Annotated in this window: 14 protein-coding genes; 9 read left to right on the forward strand and 5 right to left on the reverse strand. The window is 70.4% G+C overall.

All coding sequences use genetic code 11. The features are described 5' to 3' along the window. The first annotated feature begins 184 nt into the window (after positions 1-184). A complete protein-coding gene (locus ACLJQ7_RS08110) occupies positions 185-895 on the forward strand; it encodes a hypothetical protein (RefSeq protein ID WP_125679540.1) in 711 nt (236 codons plus the stop codon). Here the strand turns inward: ACLJQ7_RS08110 and ACLJQ7_RS08115 are convergent, their stop codons facing one another. Then, positions 896-2,029, reverse strand: a complete 1,134-nt coding sequence (locus ACLJQ7_RS08115) for a hypothetical protein (RefSeq protein WP_410647494.1) — start codon at positions 2,027-2,029, stop codon at positions 896-898. 120 nt (positions 2,030-2,149) lie between these two features. On the opposite strand from ACLJQ7_RS08115, the gene ACLJQ7_RS08120 reads away from it, so the two are divergent. Continuing rightward, a complete protein-coding gene (locus ACLJQ7_RS08120) occupies positions 2,150-2,917 on the forward strand; it encodes an SDR family NAD(P)-dependent oxidoreductase (RefSeq protein ID WP_410647495.1) in 768 nt (255 codons plus the stop codon). A gap of 88 nt (positions 2,918-3,005) precedes the next feature. Here ACLJQ7_RS08120 and ACLJQ7_RS08125 read toward each other — a convergent pair whose 3' ends face one another. Beyond that, positions 3,006-3,179 (reverse strand): MgtC/SapB family protein, encoded by a 174-nt coding sequence (locus ACLJQ7_RS08125; protein WP_410647496.1) that lies wholly within the window; start codon positions 3,177-3,179, stop codon positions 3,006-3,008. A gap of 78 nt (positions 3,180-3,257) precedes the next feature. Here ACLJQ7_RS08125 and ACLJQ7_RS08130 point away from each other — a divergent pair, with 78 nt between their 5' ends. The 6 genes from ACLJQ7_RS08130 (at position 3,258) to ACLJQ7_RS08155 (ending at position 8,894) form a co-directional block, all read left to right on the forward strand. Beyond that, the gene (locus tag ACLJQ7_RS08130; protein ID WP_410647497.1) at positions 3,258-3,740 is read left to right on the forward strand and encodes a PepSY domain-containing protein; all 483 of its coding nucleotides are present in this window, start codon (positions 3,258-3,260) and stop codon (positions 3,738-3,740) included. A 71-nt stretch (positions 3,741-3,811) separates the two neighbouring features. After that, on the forward strand, positions 3,812-4,570 hold the full coding sequence (locus ACLJQ7_RS08135) for an ABC transporter ATP-binding protein (RefSeq protein ID WP_410647498.1): 759 nt from the start codon (positions 3,812-3,814) through the stop codon (positions 4,568-4,570). Next, positions 4,570-7,104, forward strand: a complete 2,535-nt coding sequence (locus ACLJQ7_RS08140) for an FtsX-like permease family protein (RefSeq protein ID WP_410647499.1) — start codon at positions 4,570-4,572, stop codon at positions 7,102-7,104. Before ACLJQ7_RS08135 ends, ACLJQ7_RS08140 begins: the two co-directional genes overlap by 1 nt. Before the next feature lie 46 nt (positions 7,105-7,150). After that, complete coding sequence (gene pyrE, locus ACLJQ7_RS08145) at positions 7,151-7,714, forward strand: orotate phosphoribosyltransferase (RefSeq protein ID WP_016338130.1); 564 nt, start codon at positions 7,151-7,153, stop codon at positions 7,712-7,714. 119 nt (positions 7,715-7,833) lie between these two features. After that, a complete protein-coding gene (locus ACLJQ7_RS08150) occupies positions 7,834-8,226 on the forward strand; it encodes a DUF2784 domain-containing protein (protein ID WP_410647500.1) in 393 nt (130 codons plus the stop codon). 14 nt (positions 8,227-8,240) lie between these two features. Continuing rightward, positions 8,241-8,894 (forward strand): TrmH family RNA methyltransferase, encoded by a 654-nt coding sequence (locus ACLJQ7_RS08155; protein WP_410647501.1) that lies wholly within the window; start codon positions 8,241-8,243, stop codon positions 8,892-8,894. Between the two features lie 27 nt (positions 8,895-8,921). Here ACLJQ7_RS08155 and ACLJQ7_RS08160 read toward each other — a convergent pair whose 3' ends face one another. Further along, the gene (locus tag ACLJQ7_RS08160) at positions 8,922-11,057 is read right to left on the reverse strand and encodes a molybdopterin-dependent oxidoreductase (RefSeq protein ID WP_410647502.1); all 2,136 of its coding nucleotides are present in this window, start codon (positions 11,055-11,057) and stop codon (positions 8,922-8,924) included. Between the two features lie 73 nt (positions 11,058-11,130). Between ACLJQ7_RS08160 and ACLJQ7_RS08165 the strand changes: the two genes are divergently transcribed. Further along, positions 11,131-12,177: a glycoside hydrolase family 76 protein gene (locus tag ACLJQ7_RS08165; RefSeq protein WP_410647503.1), complete on the forward strand. Its 1,047-nt coding sequence runs from the start codon at positions 11,131-11,133 to the stop codon at positions 12,175-12,177. Between the two features lie 224 nt (positions 12,178-12,401). Here the strand turns inward: ACLJQ7_RS08165 and ACLJQ7_RS08170 are convergent, their stop codons facing one another. Beyond that, positions 12,402-12,935 carry a GNAT family N-acetyltransferase gene (locus tag ACLJQ7_RS08170; RefSeq protein ID WP_410647504.1) on the reverse strand — a complete coding sequence of 178 codons (534 nt, stop codon included), beginning with the start codon at positions 12,933-12,935 and terminating at the stop codon, positions 12,402-12,404. Positions 12,936-13,023: 88 nt separating this feature from the next. Further along, positions 13,024-13,893 (reverse strand): LacI family DNA-binding transcriptional regulator, encoded by an 870-nt coding sequence (locus ACLJQ7_RS08175; RefSeq protein ID WP_034312391.1) that lies wholly within the window; start codon positions 13,891-13,893, stop codon positions 13,024-13,026. Between the last annotated feature and the right edge of the window lie 33 nt (positions 13,894-13,926).

The raw sequence follows: 13,926 nt of genomic DNA on the forward strand, positions 1-13,926 counted from the left end.
ATGAAGGGGCCTTTCATCGCAAAATTTGCAATGAAAGGCCCCTTCATAGCGTTGGCGACACAGCGATTTGTCGACCTTTCACCGCGTCTTTCGTGGTCTTTCCCGGGCACGGCACCGAAAGGGGTGGCGCGACACGGCGCCCGGCGGTCACATCCGGTGAGGGCAGGGGGATACCCTGACCGTCGTGGGTATTCCGGCGTGGATCTGGTTCGTCATCGCCGCCGTCGCCTTGGTGGCGGGGCTGGCGCTGCTCGCGGCCGACCGGGCGAAGGAGGGCTCGCGCAATCGCGAGCGCATGCGCTGGGCCGAGCTGCGCGGCTGGCAGTTCGTCGAAGAGGACGAACGGTTGCCGCGGCAGTGGTCCAACGGCGCGATCGGGTACTTCGGTGCCCAGCTGGCGGTCAACGTCGTCGCCGGGTCCACCTTCACCTCCGACGGGCGGCGTCCCGTCTTCATCTTCGACATCGAGACCGAGGGCCAGATCCCGGCGGTCGTGGTCGCCGTGCGGTGCAACCGCGTGCACGAGGTGCCGCTGGAGATGTGGCTGTCGAGCGTGCCGTTCCAGCGCCAGGACATGCCCGAGATGCTCGGCCCGATCGGTCAGCGCTACGCCTTCGCGGACGACTCCGAGGGTGCCCGCAAGGTGATCACGCAGGATCTCGTCGACGCGGCGGACTCGCTCGGCGGCGACGTCGGCGTGGCGTGGCTGGAGAACGAGTGGGTGCTCGCGAGCGTCGCCCCGAACGCCGGGCCGTCGCGGCTCGAGCGGCTGCTGCGCGACCTCGGCGAGATCGCCGACATCGTGGACCCGTTCGACGAGGAGTACGACAACGCCTCGACCCCGGGCCGTCACTGGCAGGCCGAGGCCGCCGACGACATCGAGCCCCAGGCCTGATCAGAACCGCTTGAACTCCAGCGGGAGCGCCCCGGCGACGAAGCCGGTGTGCGTCGGCTGGCCGAGGAGGGCCAGGTCGAGCGTCCCGGACTGCGTCACCCGCCCGGCCTGAGCCGGATCGGTGGTGGGCAGGACCCCGCGCACGGACGACGTCGAGGTGCCGCGGACGGACGCCACGTCGCCGATGCCGAGGTCGCCGCTGATCGTGTGCGAACCGGATCCGGTGAGCCCGCCGCCGTGCTGCGCCAGATCCACGTCCTGACCGGTGGTGACCAGCCCGGTCGACGGTCCGATGGTGCCGCCGAGAGCGTGCTCCTGGCCGTAACCCGCACCTGAGCCGACGCCGAGCGGCAGGACACCGCTGAACCGGCCGTCGCCGTGCTGTGCCGAGGTCGACCCGACGGCGGCGAAATCGCCGACGTCGACCGCGTGCCCGGACGACCGCCCGGACTCCAGCACGCCGCCGAGGTCGCCGGAGAAACCGCCGTCGAGCCGCATGGCCCGCGCGAGGCCGCCACCGAGCTGCTGGTCCGTCTCGTTGATGACGCCGACCCTGGGCAGCGGGCGGACGGCGTGATAGGTCCCCTCGGCCACGCGCAGGGCGCGCTCGTCCTCGGAGGCGAAGGTGGGGACGCCGGTGCGCGGGTCGAGCGAGACCTCGGTCAGCCGCGCGCCGGTCCGTTCGAGTTTGGTCTCGTTCCCGGCGACGACGCTGCCGTACCGCTCGACCTTCACCGCTTCCCGCTGGCCCTGCTTGACGGCCTCGGAGGTCTTCGCCGCGGCGAGCGCGCCGACCTTGTCCGGACGGGCCGTGACGCCGTCGCGGGTCTCGATGGTCTCGCTCACCGAGCGGCGCACGTCCGCGATGGTCCTGACGTCACCGACGTCCTTGCTGAAGACGTTCCGTTCGGTGTTGGTCAGGAAACCGCGAAAGACGGTCGTGTCGCCTTCGCTGGTGAAGCCGACTCCGCGATCGAGGCTGCCTTCTCGCTGGTGGTCGAGGGGAAGCGGGATCGACGGGTCGGTCTGGGTCGCGAGTGCGGAGGCCGGGCCGGTGAGCAACAGCGCCAGCGGCGCCGCGCCGACCGCGACCTTGGGCAGGTAGCTCGGCTTGCGCCTGCTGTGCTTCCCCATGGGGCCGCACAATACTTCCCGACTCCGGCCGTTGCACGTCAAATCCCCACGGTGGGTGACCCCCACGCCTGTCCCATCCGAGTACCTTCCCGGAACCCGACCGAGGAGTAGGTTCCCGATATGACACAGACCGCCCTGATCACCGGCGCCACCGCCGGCATCGGCGCGCAGTTCGCGCGCAGGCTCGCCGACGAGGGGTACGACCTCGTGCTCGTCGCCCGCGACGTCGACAGGCTGGAGACCTTCGCCGCGGAACTGGTCGAGGCGCACGGCGTCGACGTCGTGGTCCTGCCCGCCGATCTGTCCGAAGTGGACGGACGCGCACTGGTCGAGGACCGCCTGGCCCAAGCGCCGGTGGAGCTCCTGGTGAACAACGCGGGCTTCGGGCTCAACGGCGATTTCTGGACCATCCCGCCGGACGCGCTGCAGCGTCAGCTGGACGTCAACGTCACCGCCGTCCTGCGGCTGACCCGCGCGGCGCTGCCGGGGATGATCGACCGCGGCGAGGGCGCGATCATCAACGTCAGCTCGGTCGCCGGCTTCTTCAGCGGCCGCGGCTCGACGTACACCGCCAGCAAGAACTGGGTCACCTCATTCACCGAGGGCATCGCCGCCTCGCTGCCGGAGAACGTCCGCATGATGGCGCTCTGCCCAGGGTTCACCACCACGGAGTTCCACGAGCGGGCCGGGCTGGACAAGCCCGGTCCGAAGGCCTTCTGGCTCGGTGTCGAGCAGGTCGTCGACGAGGCGCTCGCGGATCTGCGCCGCGGCAAGGTGATCTCGGTGCCGAGCCTGCAGTACAAGGCGCTCGTCGCGATCGGCGGGCTGCTGCCGAGGGCGGTGCTGCGGAAACTCGGCGGCGGTTTCGGCGGCAAGGGCCGCACTTAGCCGCACTTGTCGAGGAGTAAGTCGGACGTGGCGTGTTGCGAAAGCCACTTTCGCAACGTTGAACGTTGGGAAAGTGGCTTTCGCAACGTCAGCGGCCTGCCCGCCCGCCAGACACGGTCGCCTTACTGCTCACGATGGTCTGGGTCCGCAGTCCGGCGCTCTTGCCCCTGAGCTGCCGTTCCAGCCCGATCGCCGCCGACAGCGCGAACGCCGTCGTCAGCTCACCGATCTGGAGCCGGCCCTGTCCGTTCGAGACCAGCACCCCACAGTGCCATCACCCCACAGTGCCATCGGCCCTGCCGAGGGGTTCGAGCCCGTGCCGGGCGGGTACGCGTGGATCATGAAGTCATCACTTCTTGTCGTCGCGGTGGCACTGACGATGGCCGCCTGTTCCACCGAAGAGGCGCCCGCCCCCGCGGCACCGGGGCCGGTCGAAGCCCAGCCGGTGAAGGCGATCCAAGCGGCGGCGGGCGCTTTGCCCGACGGGCGGGTGTTCGACGTGGAGCCCGCGGCCGACGGATGGGAGATCAAGGTCGCGTCGCACGGGCAGGAGCACAAGGTGCGCGTGAGCCCGGACGGCGGTCAGGTCCTCGGCAAGCAGCAGACCGCCAAGCCCAGCGACGACTTGGCGAAGGTCGAACAGGCGGGTGTCGACGCGGTCAAGGCACTCCAGGCCGCGCAGCAACGCCAGCCGGGTGAACTCGACGAGATGGAGGTCGACTACGCCGCCGACGGCACCCTGGTCTGGGAGGTCGAGCTACGCGACGGCAAGGGGATCGAGCACGACGTCGACGTCGATGCCAGGACCGGCGCGGTCAGGTAGGGCCCGCCCTACCAACGAGACGCACGCGCGCCCCAGGGTGCTTCCGACCTCGGATTCCTAGTGTTTTCCCCATGAACACTGGGTGGAACGGTGACGCGGTCCGGCTCGACGGCGTCCGCAAGGAATACGGCAAGGGCGTCGTCGCCCTGGACGGGGTGACGCTGGCGTTCCCGCGCGGCGGTTTCACCGCGGTGATGGGCCCGTCGGGTTCGGGCAAGAGCACCTTCCTGCACTGCGCGGCCGGGCTGGACCGGCCGACGTCGGGGTCCGTCGTGCTCGACGGGCAGGAGCTGGCCGGGATGAGCGAGACGAAGCTGACGAAGCTGCGCCGCGACCGGGTCGGCTTCATCTTCCAGGCCTTCAACCTGCTTCCGGCGCTGACCGTCGAGCAGAACGTCACGCTCCCGCAGCAGCTCGCCGGCGCCAAGCCGGACCGCCGCGTGGTCGAGGAGATGCTCGCCCGCGTAGGGCTTTCCGGCCGCCGCAAGCACCTTCCCGGCGAACTGTCCGGCGGGCAGGCGCAGCGCGTCGCGATCGCGCGGGCGCTGGTCACCCGGCCCGCGGTGGTCTTCGCCGACGAGCCGACCGGCGCGCTCGACACCCGCACCGCCGCCGAGGTTCTCGCGCTGCTGCGCGATTCCGTCCGGACGACCGGCCAGACGGTGATCATGGTGACCCACGACCCGATGGCCGCCTCGTACGCGGACCGCGTCATCTTCCTCGCCGACGGCCGGATCGCGGACGAGCTGCACGCGCCGACCGCGGACGTCGTCGCCGAACGCATGACCCACCTGGGTGCCTGGGGCAGCTCGGTCGGGGCGGGTGCGTGATGCTGCGACTCGCCTTCCGGACCTTGCGCCTGCGCAAGGGCGGTTTCATCGGCACCTTCATCGCCGTCTTCTTCGGCGCGCTGATCGTCGCCTCCTGTGGTGGCCTGATGGAGACCGGGATCCGCAGCAACGCGGAGCCGCAGCGGCTCGCCGCCGCGCCGATCGTCGTCACCGGCGGCCAGACCTTCGAGCTGCCCAAGGCGGACCCCGCCTCTCTCGAACCCGATGACAAGCGCAAGTTCGAGGACGCGCGGCTCCCCGAGCGCGTCCGGCTCGACGACGGTCTGGTCTCCCGGCTTCGGTCCGTTCCCGGCGTCTCGAACGTCGTCGGCGAAGTGAGCTTCCCGCTCGCGGCGGGCGGGAAGCCCGCCCTCGGCCACGCTTGGGACTCCGCCGTCCTGACCCCGTACGCGCTGGCCGCGGGTGCCGCGCCCGCTACGGGCGAGGTGGTCGTCGAGTCCACGTCGGGAGCGAAGCCCGGTGACCTCGTCGAGGTCGCCGCGCGCGGCAAGATCGAATCGTTCCGCGTCGCCGGTGTGGCCGGTGCGCCGCGTTCGATCACGCAAGCCGCCGTGTTCTTCTCCGCCGCCGACGCCGCCCGGCTCTCCGGGCACCCCGGCAAGGCCGACGCGATCGGCGTCTTCACCACTCCGGGCGCGGACGTCGAAGCGGTGCGGGCGAAGGTCGCCGAGGTCGCTACCGGGGCGAACGTCCTGACCGGGATCGAGCGCGGCGTCGCGGAATTCCCCGAAGCCGAGTCGAGCGGCTCCAACCTGATCGTCATCGCCGCGGTGTCCGGCGGGCTCTCGGTGATGGTCGCGATGTTCGTCGTCGCCAGCACGCTGAGCCTGTCCACCCAGCAGCGTTCGCGCGAACTCGCGTTGATGCGGGCGATCGGCACGACCCCGCGCCAGTTGCGGCGCATGGTGCTCGGCGAAGCGCTGGCCGTCGGCCTGCTCGCCACCGCGCTCGCCGCGGTACTCGGCCCGTACCTGGGCGAGTGGCTGTTCGGGCAGCTCGTCGAGAACGGCGTGGTACCCGCGGTGCTGCGGTTCTACCAGGGCTGGCTGCCCGCCGTCGTCGGCGCGGGGGCCGCGATGCTCGCGGTGTTCATCGCCGCCTTCTTCGCCGGCCGCCGCGCCGGGAAGATCCGGCCGACCGAGGCGCTCGCCGAAGCCGCGGTGACCCGCCGCTGGCTGACCCCGACCCGCGTCGTCGTCGCCGCGCTCTGCTTCGGCGGCGGCACCGCGCTGGCCATCGTGACCGTCGCGGTGATGACCGGCCCGATCGCGGCCAGCACCGCCGGACCCGCGGTGATCCTCTGGGCGCTCGGCGTCGCGATGATCACCCCCGGTGTCGCCAAGGTGATGACGGCGATCCTGCAGTGGCCGATGCGCCTGCTCGGCGGCATCGACGCCCGGCTCGCCGTGCTCAACACCCGGGCGGGCATCGTCCGGGCGGCGGGCGCGGTCACCCCGATCATGCTCGCCGTCGGGATCGCGACCGCGAACATCTACCTGCAGACCACCCAGCAGGAGCTGGCGAACCAGGCGTTCACCGAAGACGTCCGCGCCGACGCCGTGATCGCCTCCGCGGCCGGCGGGCTGTCCCCGGACCTCGTCCAGCGGATCCAGGCCGTGCCCGGCGTCGCCGGAGCGTCCGAGTACGTCACCAGCAGCGTGTTCCTCGAGAACCCGTACGACTCCTCCGACGAGGGCCTCCCGGCGGTCGGCCTCACGGCCACCGGCGCGGGTGCGACGACCGACACCAAGGTGGTCCAGGGCGAGCTGAAGGCGTTGACCGGCATGACCGTCGCGCTCCCCGAGGTCTTCGCGAAAGACTTCGGCCGCGGCGTCGGTGACACACTGGGCCTGCGGCTCGGCGACGGCACGCCGGTCGACGTCAAGATCGTCGCGGTGACCAGCCAGCGCCCCGGTTTCGAGAGCCTGCTGTTCCCGGCCGGTCTCCTGGCTCCGCACACCACCGCCGGACTCGCCCCGCAGCTGCTGGTCCGCGCCGCTCCGGACGTCGATCCGGCGACGCTCACCGAACGGCTTCGCGAGGCGACGGCCGGGCTGCCGGTGTCCGTCGGCGACCGGGCGGCGCTCGTCGCGGCGCACGACAAGGACCAGGCCGTCGGCGCGTGGGTGAACTACCTGCTGGTCGGGATGATCATCGCCTACACGGTGATTTCGGTCGCGAACACGCTCGTGATGGCGACCGTCCGGCGGCGCCGCGAGTTCGGCCTCCAGCGGCTCACCGGCTCGACCAGGGCGCAGGTGCTGCGGATGGCCGGTTTCGAAGGCGGGCTCGTCGCGCTGGTCGGGATCGTGCTGGGCACCATCGTCGCGGCGGGCTCGATCGTCCCGTTCTGCCTGGTGGCGGCCGATTCCCTGCTGCCGATGGGCTCCCCGCTGATCTACCTGACCATCATCGGGCTCGCCGCGGCGCTCGCGCTGGCGGCGACCCTGGTCCCGGCCTGGGCGGCGACCCGGGGCCAGGCCGTCGACGCGGCGACGGCCGGCAATGACTAGAGCTACCGTCGAAGGACCCGGTGGGCCGTGTGTAAGACTCTCGGCCGTGGCGTACCCCGGTGTTGATCAAGCGGCGAAACTCGAACTGGCGAGACTGGTCGGCGAACTCGCCGTCGTGCACGGCAAGGTGACCTTGTCCTCTGGCAAGGAAGCCGACTACTACATCGACCTGCGGCGGGCGACGCTGCATCACGCGGCCGCTCCGCTCATCGGGAAGCTGCTCCGCCAGCTCACGCACGACTGGGACTACGTCGCCGCCGGCGGCCTGACCCTCGGCGCGGACCCGGTGGCGCTGGCGATGCTGCACTCCGCGGCGACCGACGGCGTCGTGCTCGACGCGTTCGTCGTCCGGAAGGCCGTCAAGGAACACGGCATGCAGCGCCGGATCGAAGGCGTCGAGGTGCTGGGACAGCGCGTGCTGGCCGTCGAGGACACCTCGACCACCGGCGGCAGCGTGCTCACCGCCGTCGAGGCGCTGCGCGAGGCCGGAGCCAACGTGGTCGGCGTCGCGACCGTCGTCGACAGGGACACCGGAGCGCGCGAGGCCATCGAGAAAGAAGGCCTCGAATACCGTTACATTCTGAACAAGGACGATCTCGGTCTGTCCTGAGTAACCGGGTCCCGAACGGGGCATCCTCCGAGCGAACGGAGGATGCCCCGTTTTTTCGTGAGCGTTTCTCGATACGAGAGGGGTAACGTCCCTGGTAGGGGTGTGAAAGGGGGCTTGAAGTGGCGGGTTTCCTGGCGAACGTGACAGTCGCGGTGCACATTTTCGCGCTGGTGTTCATCGGATTCGGTGGTTTCCTCGCGTGGCGGTGGCCGAAGGCGATCTTCGTGCATGTGTTCTTCGCCGCATGGGGGGTACTCGTCAACGTCTTCCCGTGGCCCTGCCCGCTGACGGCCGCCGAGAACTACTTCCGGCACCAGCAGGGCCTCGGCGACCTGCCCGGCGGCTTCAACGCGTACTACCTGTACGACACCGTGTTCCCGCGCTCGTCGCTGCCGATCGTCGTCGTGATCGCGATGGCGACGGTGATCATCTCCTACATCGGCGCGTACCAGCGTTGGCGTCACCGCCACCACGACGGGGACGCACCGGCGCACCGCGTCAGCCTGGGCTGAGTGACAATCCTCGGGTGAACTCGGAAGAAGCCGGTCCCACCGAATGGGTGGCGAAGGAAGAGGTCGGCGTCGGTCCGTGGGAGGGCGAGTGGCCCTCGGACGAGCGCTACGACCCTGAACTCCTGGCCAACGGAGACCGCCGCAACGTCGTCGACCCGTACCGGTACTGGCGGCGCGAGGCCATCGTGTCCGATGTGGACAGCCGTCGGCACCCGTTCCACGTGGCGATCGAGAACTTCCAGCACGACCACAACATCGGCACCGTGGTCCGGACGGCGAACGCCTTCGCCGCCGCCGCGGTGCACATCGTCGGGCGGCGGCGCTGGAACCGGCGTGGCGCCATGGTGACCGACCGCTACCAGCACCTTCTCCACCACGAGGACGTCGACGGGCTGCTGACCTTCGCCGCGACGGAGGGGCTCGCCGTGGTGGCCGTCGACAACACTCCCGGCTCGCAGCCCGTCGAGACCGCCGAGCTGCCGCGTGAGTGTGTCCTGCTGTTCGGCCAGGAAGGGCCGGGTCTGTCGGCCGAGGCGCAGAAGACGGCGGCGCTGGTCGTGTCGATCGCGCAGTTCGGCACGACCCGCTCGATCAACGCCGGCGTGGCCGCCGGGATCGTCATGCACGCCTGGGTCCGGCAGCACGCCGACCTCACCCAGGCCTGGTGACCCCCGCATTCAGAGGACGAAATGCGGTTAGGCGGGGGTCACCTCCACCGGGATGCCGTTCAGCACGGCGTTCCCGGACGGGACGTCGAGCAGGGTTTCGTCGGCGACCAGGTTCGAGTTGACCCCGGCGTGCGCGGCGGCGACCCGCGTGCGCGTGCCGTGGAGGTCGTGACCCCAGCCGTGCGGCATGCTCACCACGCCGGGCCGGACGTCGGCCGTGACCTCCACCGGCGCTTCGAGCTTCCCCGCCCGCGACGTCACCGCCGCGAGCCCGCCGTCGGCCAGCCCCAGCCGGGCGGCGTCGTCCGGGTGCACCTGGACGGTGCACCGGTTCCCGCCGCGGACCAGCGGCGTCAGGTTGTGCATCCACGAGTTGTTCGAGCTCAGGTGCCGCCGTCCGATCAGCAGCAGCCCGCCGTCCGGCGTCTTGTCCAGCTCCGCGCGCAGCCGGGGGACGTCCTTCGTGATCGCGTCCGGCGCCAGCTCGACCTTCCCGCTCGCGGTGGCGAGCGCCTCCGGCAGCCGGGGTTTCAACGCCCCGAGGTCGATGCCGTGCGGTGCGGCTTCGAGATCGGCCAGGCTGAGCCCGTACGGTCCGCCGCGCAGCATCAGGTCGATCATCCGCGCCGGCCCTGTGCGGCCTTCGGCGAGCGCCAGGTCGACGCCGGTGCGCCGTGCCGTTTCGCCCGCGACCATCGTGTCGAAGGCGGCGACGTCGACGTCCGGACCCTGGCCGGCGGCGATCCCGGCCAGCCGCAGCAGGGTCACCCATTCCTGCGGCAGGTCGGTTTCCAGCGTCCGCGGTGTCCAGTTCGCGACGTTGCGCACGGCGAGCGCGTACAACGCGACGTCGTAATGCGGCCGCTCCAGCGGTGACGGCCCGGGCAGGATGACGTCGGCGTGCCGCGTGGTCTCGTTGAGGTACACGTCGAGGGAGACCATGAAGTCCAGTTGCCGCAACGCTTCCGTGAGCCGCGCGGAGTTGGGCGTGCTCAACGCCGGGTTGCCGCTGATGGTCACCAGCGCCCGCACCTGACCTTCGCCGGGCGTCTCGATCTCGTCCGCGAGCGTGGCGACCGGCAGCTCGCCGAGCACCTCGGGATACCCGCGCACCCGGCTCGTCCAGCGGCCGCTGGTGAACGGCGACGACCGGCGCGGTCGCCAGAGGGCGGGCAGCGGGAACATCACGCCGCCTTCGCGGTCGAGGTTGCCGGTGAGCGTGTTGACGACGTCGACCAGCCAGCTCGCGACGGTGCCGAACGACTGCGTCGTCGTGCCCATCCGGCCGTACACCGCGGCGCGCCCGGCGTCCGCGAGTTCGAGCGCGATGCGGCGGATCTCGGCGGCATCGATCCCGGTCGCGGGCGCGACCGCCTCCGGAGTGAACGGCTCCGCGAGCACGCGGACCTCGTCGACACCGGCGACGTGCTCTCCCGGCTTGACGCGGTTCTCCGCGAAGAGGACGTTGACCAGCGCGAACAGGAACAGGGCGTCGGTGCCTGGCCGGATCGCGTGGTGCTCGTCGGCGAGTCGCGCGGTCCGGGTGCGGCGCGGATCGAGCACGACGATCTTGCCGCCGCGCTTCTGGATCCCGCGCAGCTTCCCGCGGGTGTCCGGGGCGGTCATCAGGCTTCCGTTGGACACCAACGGATTCGCGCCAAGGATGAGCAGGTGTTCGGTGCGGTCGAGGTCGGCGACGGGAATGGTCTGCGGGTCACCGAAGAGGTAGCCGGAGGAGAAGTGCTTCGGCATCTGGTCGACCGTGGTCGCGGTGTAGAAGTTCCTGGTGCCCAAGGCTTTGAAGAACACGCGGCCGTAGAGCGCCAGCGCCGCGTTGTGCACCGTCGGATTGCCGGAGTAGACGGCGACGGCGTTCTTGCCGTGCTCGTCGATGATCGGCCGGAGCCGCCGGTCGATTTCGGCGAACGCCTCGTCCCAGGTGACCTCGACGAACTCGCCGTCGCGTTTCACCAGCGGCGCGGTGAGCCTGTCCGGGTCGTGGTGCAGCGCGCCGAGCGAAGCGCCCTTCGGGCAGATGTAGCCCTGCGAGAAGACGTCCTCACGGTCGCCCTGCACGCGGGTGACCAGGCTCTTCTCGTCGATCGTCACCTCCAGCCCACAGGTGGCTTCGCAGAGCGGGCAGGTCACATGCGCCGTGGTCATGAAGCACCTCGCGGGTTCGGGAGTTCCCTCAACATACTGAGCGGTATGTCACCGGGCAAGGGATGATGGCGCGATGACTGCTCTCGCCGACCGGGCCGCGATCGCCGAGCGCGCGATCCGCGACCGGCATCTGCGCCGCGTGTGGGGGCTGCCCGGGACCGTGCTCGGCCGGAGCGGCTGGCCGCCGTCGGCGGGACAGCGCGTCCACTGGCACTGGAACTACTGGTGGCAGGCGCATCTGCTGGACACGCTCGTCGACGCCCAGTTGCGGGACCCTTCACCGGATCGGCTGAAGCTGATCGACCGGTTCGTGGTGTCCGTGCGGTTGCGCAACTTCGGCAAATGGATCAACGACTACTACGACGACATCGCCTGGCTCGGCCTCGCGCTGCAGCGCGTCGGGCACCTCGGGCTGGACGTCCGCGGCGGGCTGGAGGCGATCAGCTCGCGGCTGCGCGAAGGCTGGACCGACGACGCGGGCGGCGGGATCTGGTGGCGCGCCGGCGACGATTTCAAGAACGCCCCCGCGAACGGCCCGGCCGCGATCTTCCACGCCCGCGAAGGTGCCACGCAGCACGCTCGTGGTTTGACCGGCTGGATGACCGAGCGGCTCGTCGACCCGGATTCCGGACTGGTGTGGGACGGCCTGCGGGTCGGTAGTGGCGAACTGGTCAAGCATATTTTCACGTACTGCCAAGGGGTTTACCTCGGCGCCTGTCTCGAACTGTCCGAACTGGACAGAGTGGGGCGCACGATCGAGGCCGTCGCGGAACACGTCGCGCCGAACGGGGTGATCCGGGGGCAGGAAGGCGGTGACGGCGGCCTGTTCGGCGGGATTCTCGCCCGGTACCTGGCGCTCGCGGCGCCGCTGCTGCCGAGCGGGATGGCGCGCGACCTGGTCCTGCGTTCGGCCGAAGCGTGCTGGTCGGGTGCCGTCGAGACACCGCATGGCCCGCTTTTCAGCGCAGACTGGGCGACTCCGGCGCCTTCGCTACCCCTCGCGAGTGATGCCCCGGAACGCGACTTGTCCGTCCAGGTGAGCGCGTGGATGCTCCTGGAAGCCGCGGCGACCCTCGACCCCCGCGTTCAGTCGGCTGAATGCGATGGGAAGCCGAGGTGACACGGTCGCCCAACGACCGCGTGCTCCGCATTCAGTCCTCTAAATGCGTGGGTGAGGCGAAGGTGGCGGGTTGCGAAAGCCACTTTCGCAACCTTCAACGTTGCGAAAGTGGCTTTCGCAACGTCGGCGGCGGCGCCCACGGCCACGAGGCGACCGACCGCATTCAGTCGGCTGAATGCGGTCTGGCACCGCCCGTAACTACCGCATTCAGAGGACTAGGCGCGTCACCAGACGTCGCCCGAGCGCCAGTCGCAGGTGATCTCCCCGTCCAGGTCCAGGGTGACCCCGACCGGCAGTACGTGGATCGACCCGTCGTCCTCCTTCGTCGCCTCGATACCCGAAGGCGTCATGGCCGACGAATTACCGCGCCACAGCAGCCACCCGCGCGACGCGTAGAACTCCAGAGCGTCTTCGGACGCCGAAAGCGCCCCGAGGTCGTACGCCTTCCGCAGGACCCGCTCCAGCGCGTCCATCATCGCGGCACCGTGCCCGCGCCGCCGGTGATCCGAGCGGACGGCGACCGCCTCGACATAACCCGTCCGGAGGGCCCGCCCGCCGTGCACGAGCCGCCGCTGAACCAGTGACGCGTGCCCGACCAGCTCGCCGCTCTCCCACACCAGCGTGTGCATGCCGCCGAGGGCGTTCTCCCAGTCGTGGTCGCTGAAATCGCCGTCGAAGGCGTCGTCCAGCAGAGCGCGTGCCGCGCTCAGCACGCCTGCTTCGAGGTCGGCGGTGTGCACGGTCCACAGGTCGGTCATTCCGCCATCTTCACCCGGCGGCGGGGTTCTGACCAGCGAGATCCGAAGCACTCTTTACCGCTGAGGATCCAATCGGCGCTGTAGTGACTCAGCAGCCGCACGACTGACGGTGTATGAAGCGCGGTGCGAGCCGTACGGATTCGGGTCGTCGCTCAGGGTCGGTGATCCGGGCCAACAGGAGTTCGACGGCCTTGCGCCCGATCTCCTCGATCGGCTGCGCCATCGTGGTGACCGCCGGGGTCACCTGCCCCGCCCACTCCATGTCGCCGTAGCCGACGATCGCGAGGTCCCGCCCGATCCGGATGCCGAGCCGGTGCGCCTCGTACTGGACGCCGATCATCATCGCCTCGCTCGCCACCACGAGCGCGGTCGGCGACGGCCAGCTGTCGAGCAGTTTCGCCGTCGCGGCGGCCGCCCCGCCGGGGGTCGACTGCCCGCACGCGACCAGCTGCGACGTCCACCGGAGCCCGGAGCGACCGAGGCCGAGCCGGTAGCCCAGCGCCCGCTCCTCGTAGGTGGTCATGTCCTCTTCGCCCGAGATGAAGCCGATCTTGCGGTGCCGCAGCCCGGCGAGGTGCCGCACGAGCGCGCACACGGCCTGGATGTTCTCGGAGCCGACCTGGTCGACGTCGTTGCGGCCGGCCATCCGGTCGACGAGCACGGTCGGCACGCCCATCCGGACCAGTCCGTTGATCACCGCTTCGTCGCCGGCCGCCGGGACGAGCAGCACACCGTCGACGCGATCCGCCCGCAGCGCGCGGATGACCGCGGCTTCTTCGGCGACGCTGTCGCCGGTGTCGGCGAGGGTGATTTCGCAACCGTGACGGCGTGCGGCGCGGCGGATGGCGCGGACGAGTTCACCCGAATACGGGTTCGCGTGCATCGCCATGGCCACCCCGAACCGGTGGGTGACAGGGGTGTCCTCCCACAGGGGTAACGCCGGGGACAGTGCGGTCATCGCTCCACGCCTTCATTCGAGCTTGAATGACGG

The organism is Amycolatopsis sp. cmx-4-54 (assembly GCF_046548895.1).
Taxonomy (GTDB): Bacteria; Actinomycetota; Actinomycetes; order Mycobacteriales; family Pseudonocardiaceae; genus Amycolatopsis.

What these genes read in the sequence shown, in the direction of transcription:
- ACLJQ7_RS08115 (WP_410647494.1), bottom strand. Translation starts at nt 2,029, where the DNA reads ATGGGGAAGCACAGCAGGCGCAAGCCGAGCTACCTGCCCAAGGTCGCG.
- ACLJQ7_RS08120 (WP_410647495.1), top strand. Translation starts at nt 2,150, where the DNA reads ATGACACAGACCGCCCTGATCACCGGCGCCACCGCCGGCATCGGCGCG.
- ACLJQ7_RS08130 (WP_410647497.1), top strand. Translation starts at nt 3,258, where the DNA reads ATGAAGTCATCACTTCTTGTCGTCGCGGTGGCACTGACGATGGCCGCC.
- ACLJQ7_RS08135 (WP_410647498.1), top strand. Translation starts at nt 3,812, where the DNA reads ATGAACACTGGGTGGAACGGTGACGCGGTCCGGCTCGACGGCGTCCGC.
- ACLJQ7_RS08140 (WP_410647499.1), top strand. Translation starts at nt 4,570, where the DNA reads ATGCTGCGACTCGCCTTCCGGACCTTGCGCCTGCGCAAGGGCGGTTTC.
- ACLJQ7_RS08160 (WP_410647502.1), bottom strand. Translation starts at nt 11,057, where the DNA reads ATGACCACGGCGCATGTGACCTGCCCGCTCTGCGAAGCCACCTGTGGG.
- ACLJQ7_RS08165 (WP_410647503.1), top strand. Translation starts at nt 11,131, where the DNA reads ATGACTGCTCTCGCCGACCGGGCCGCGATCGCCGAGCGCGCGATCCGC.
- ACLJQ7_RS08170 (WP_410647504.1), bottom strand. Translation starts at nt 12,935, where the DNA reads ATGACCGACCTGTGGACCGTGCACACCGCCGACCTCGAAGCAGGCGTG.
- ACLJQ7_RS08175 (WP_034312391.1), bottom strand. Translation starts at nt 13,893, where the DNA reads ATGACCGCACTGTCCCCGGCGTTACCCCTGTGGGAGGACACCCCTGTC.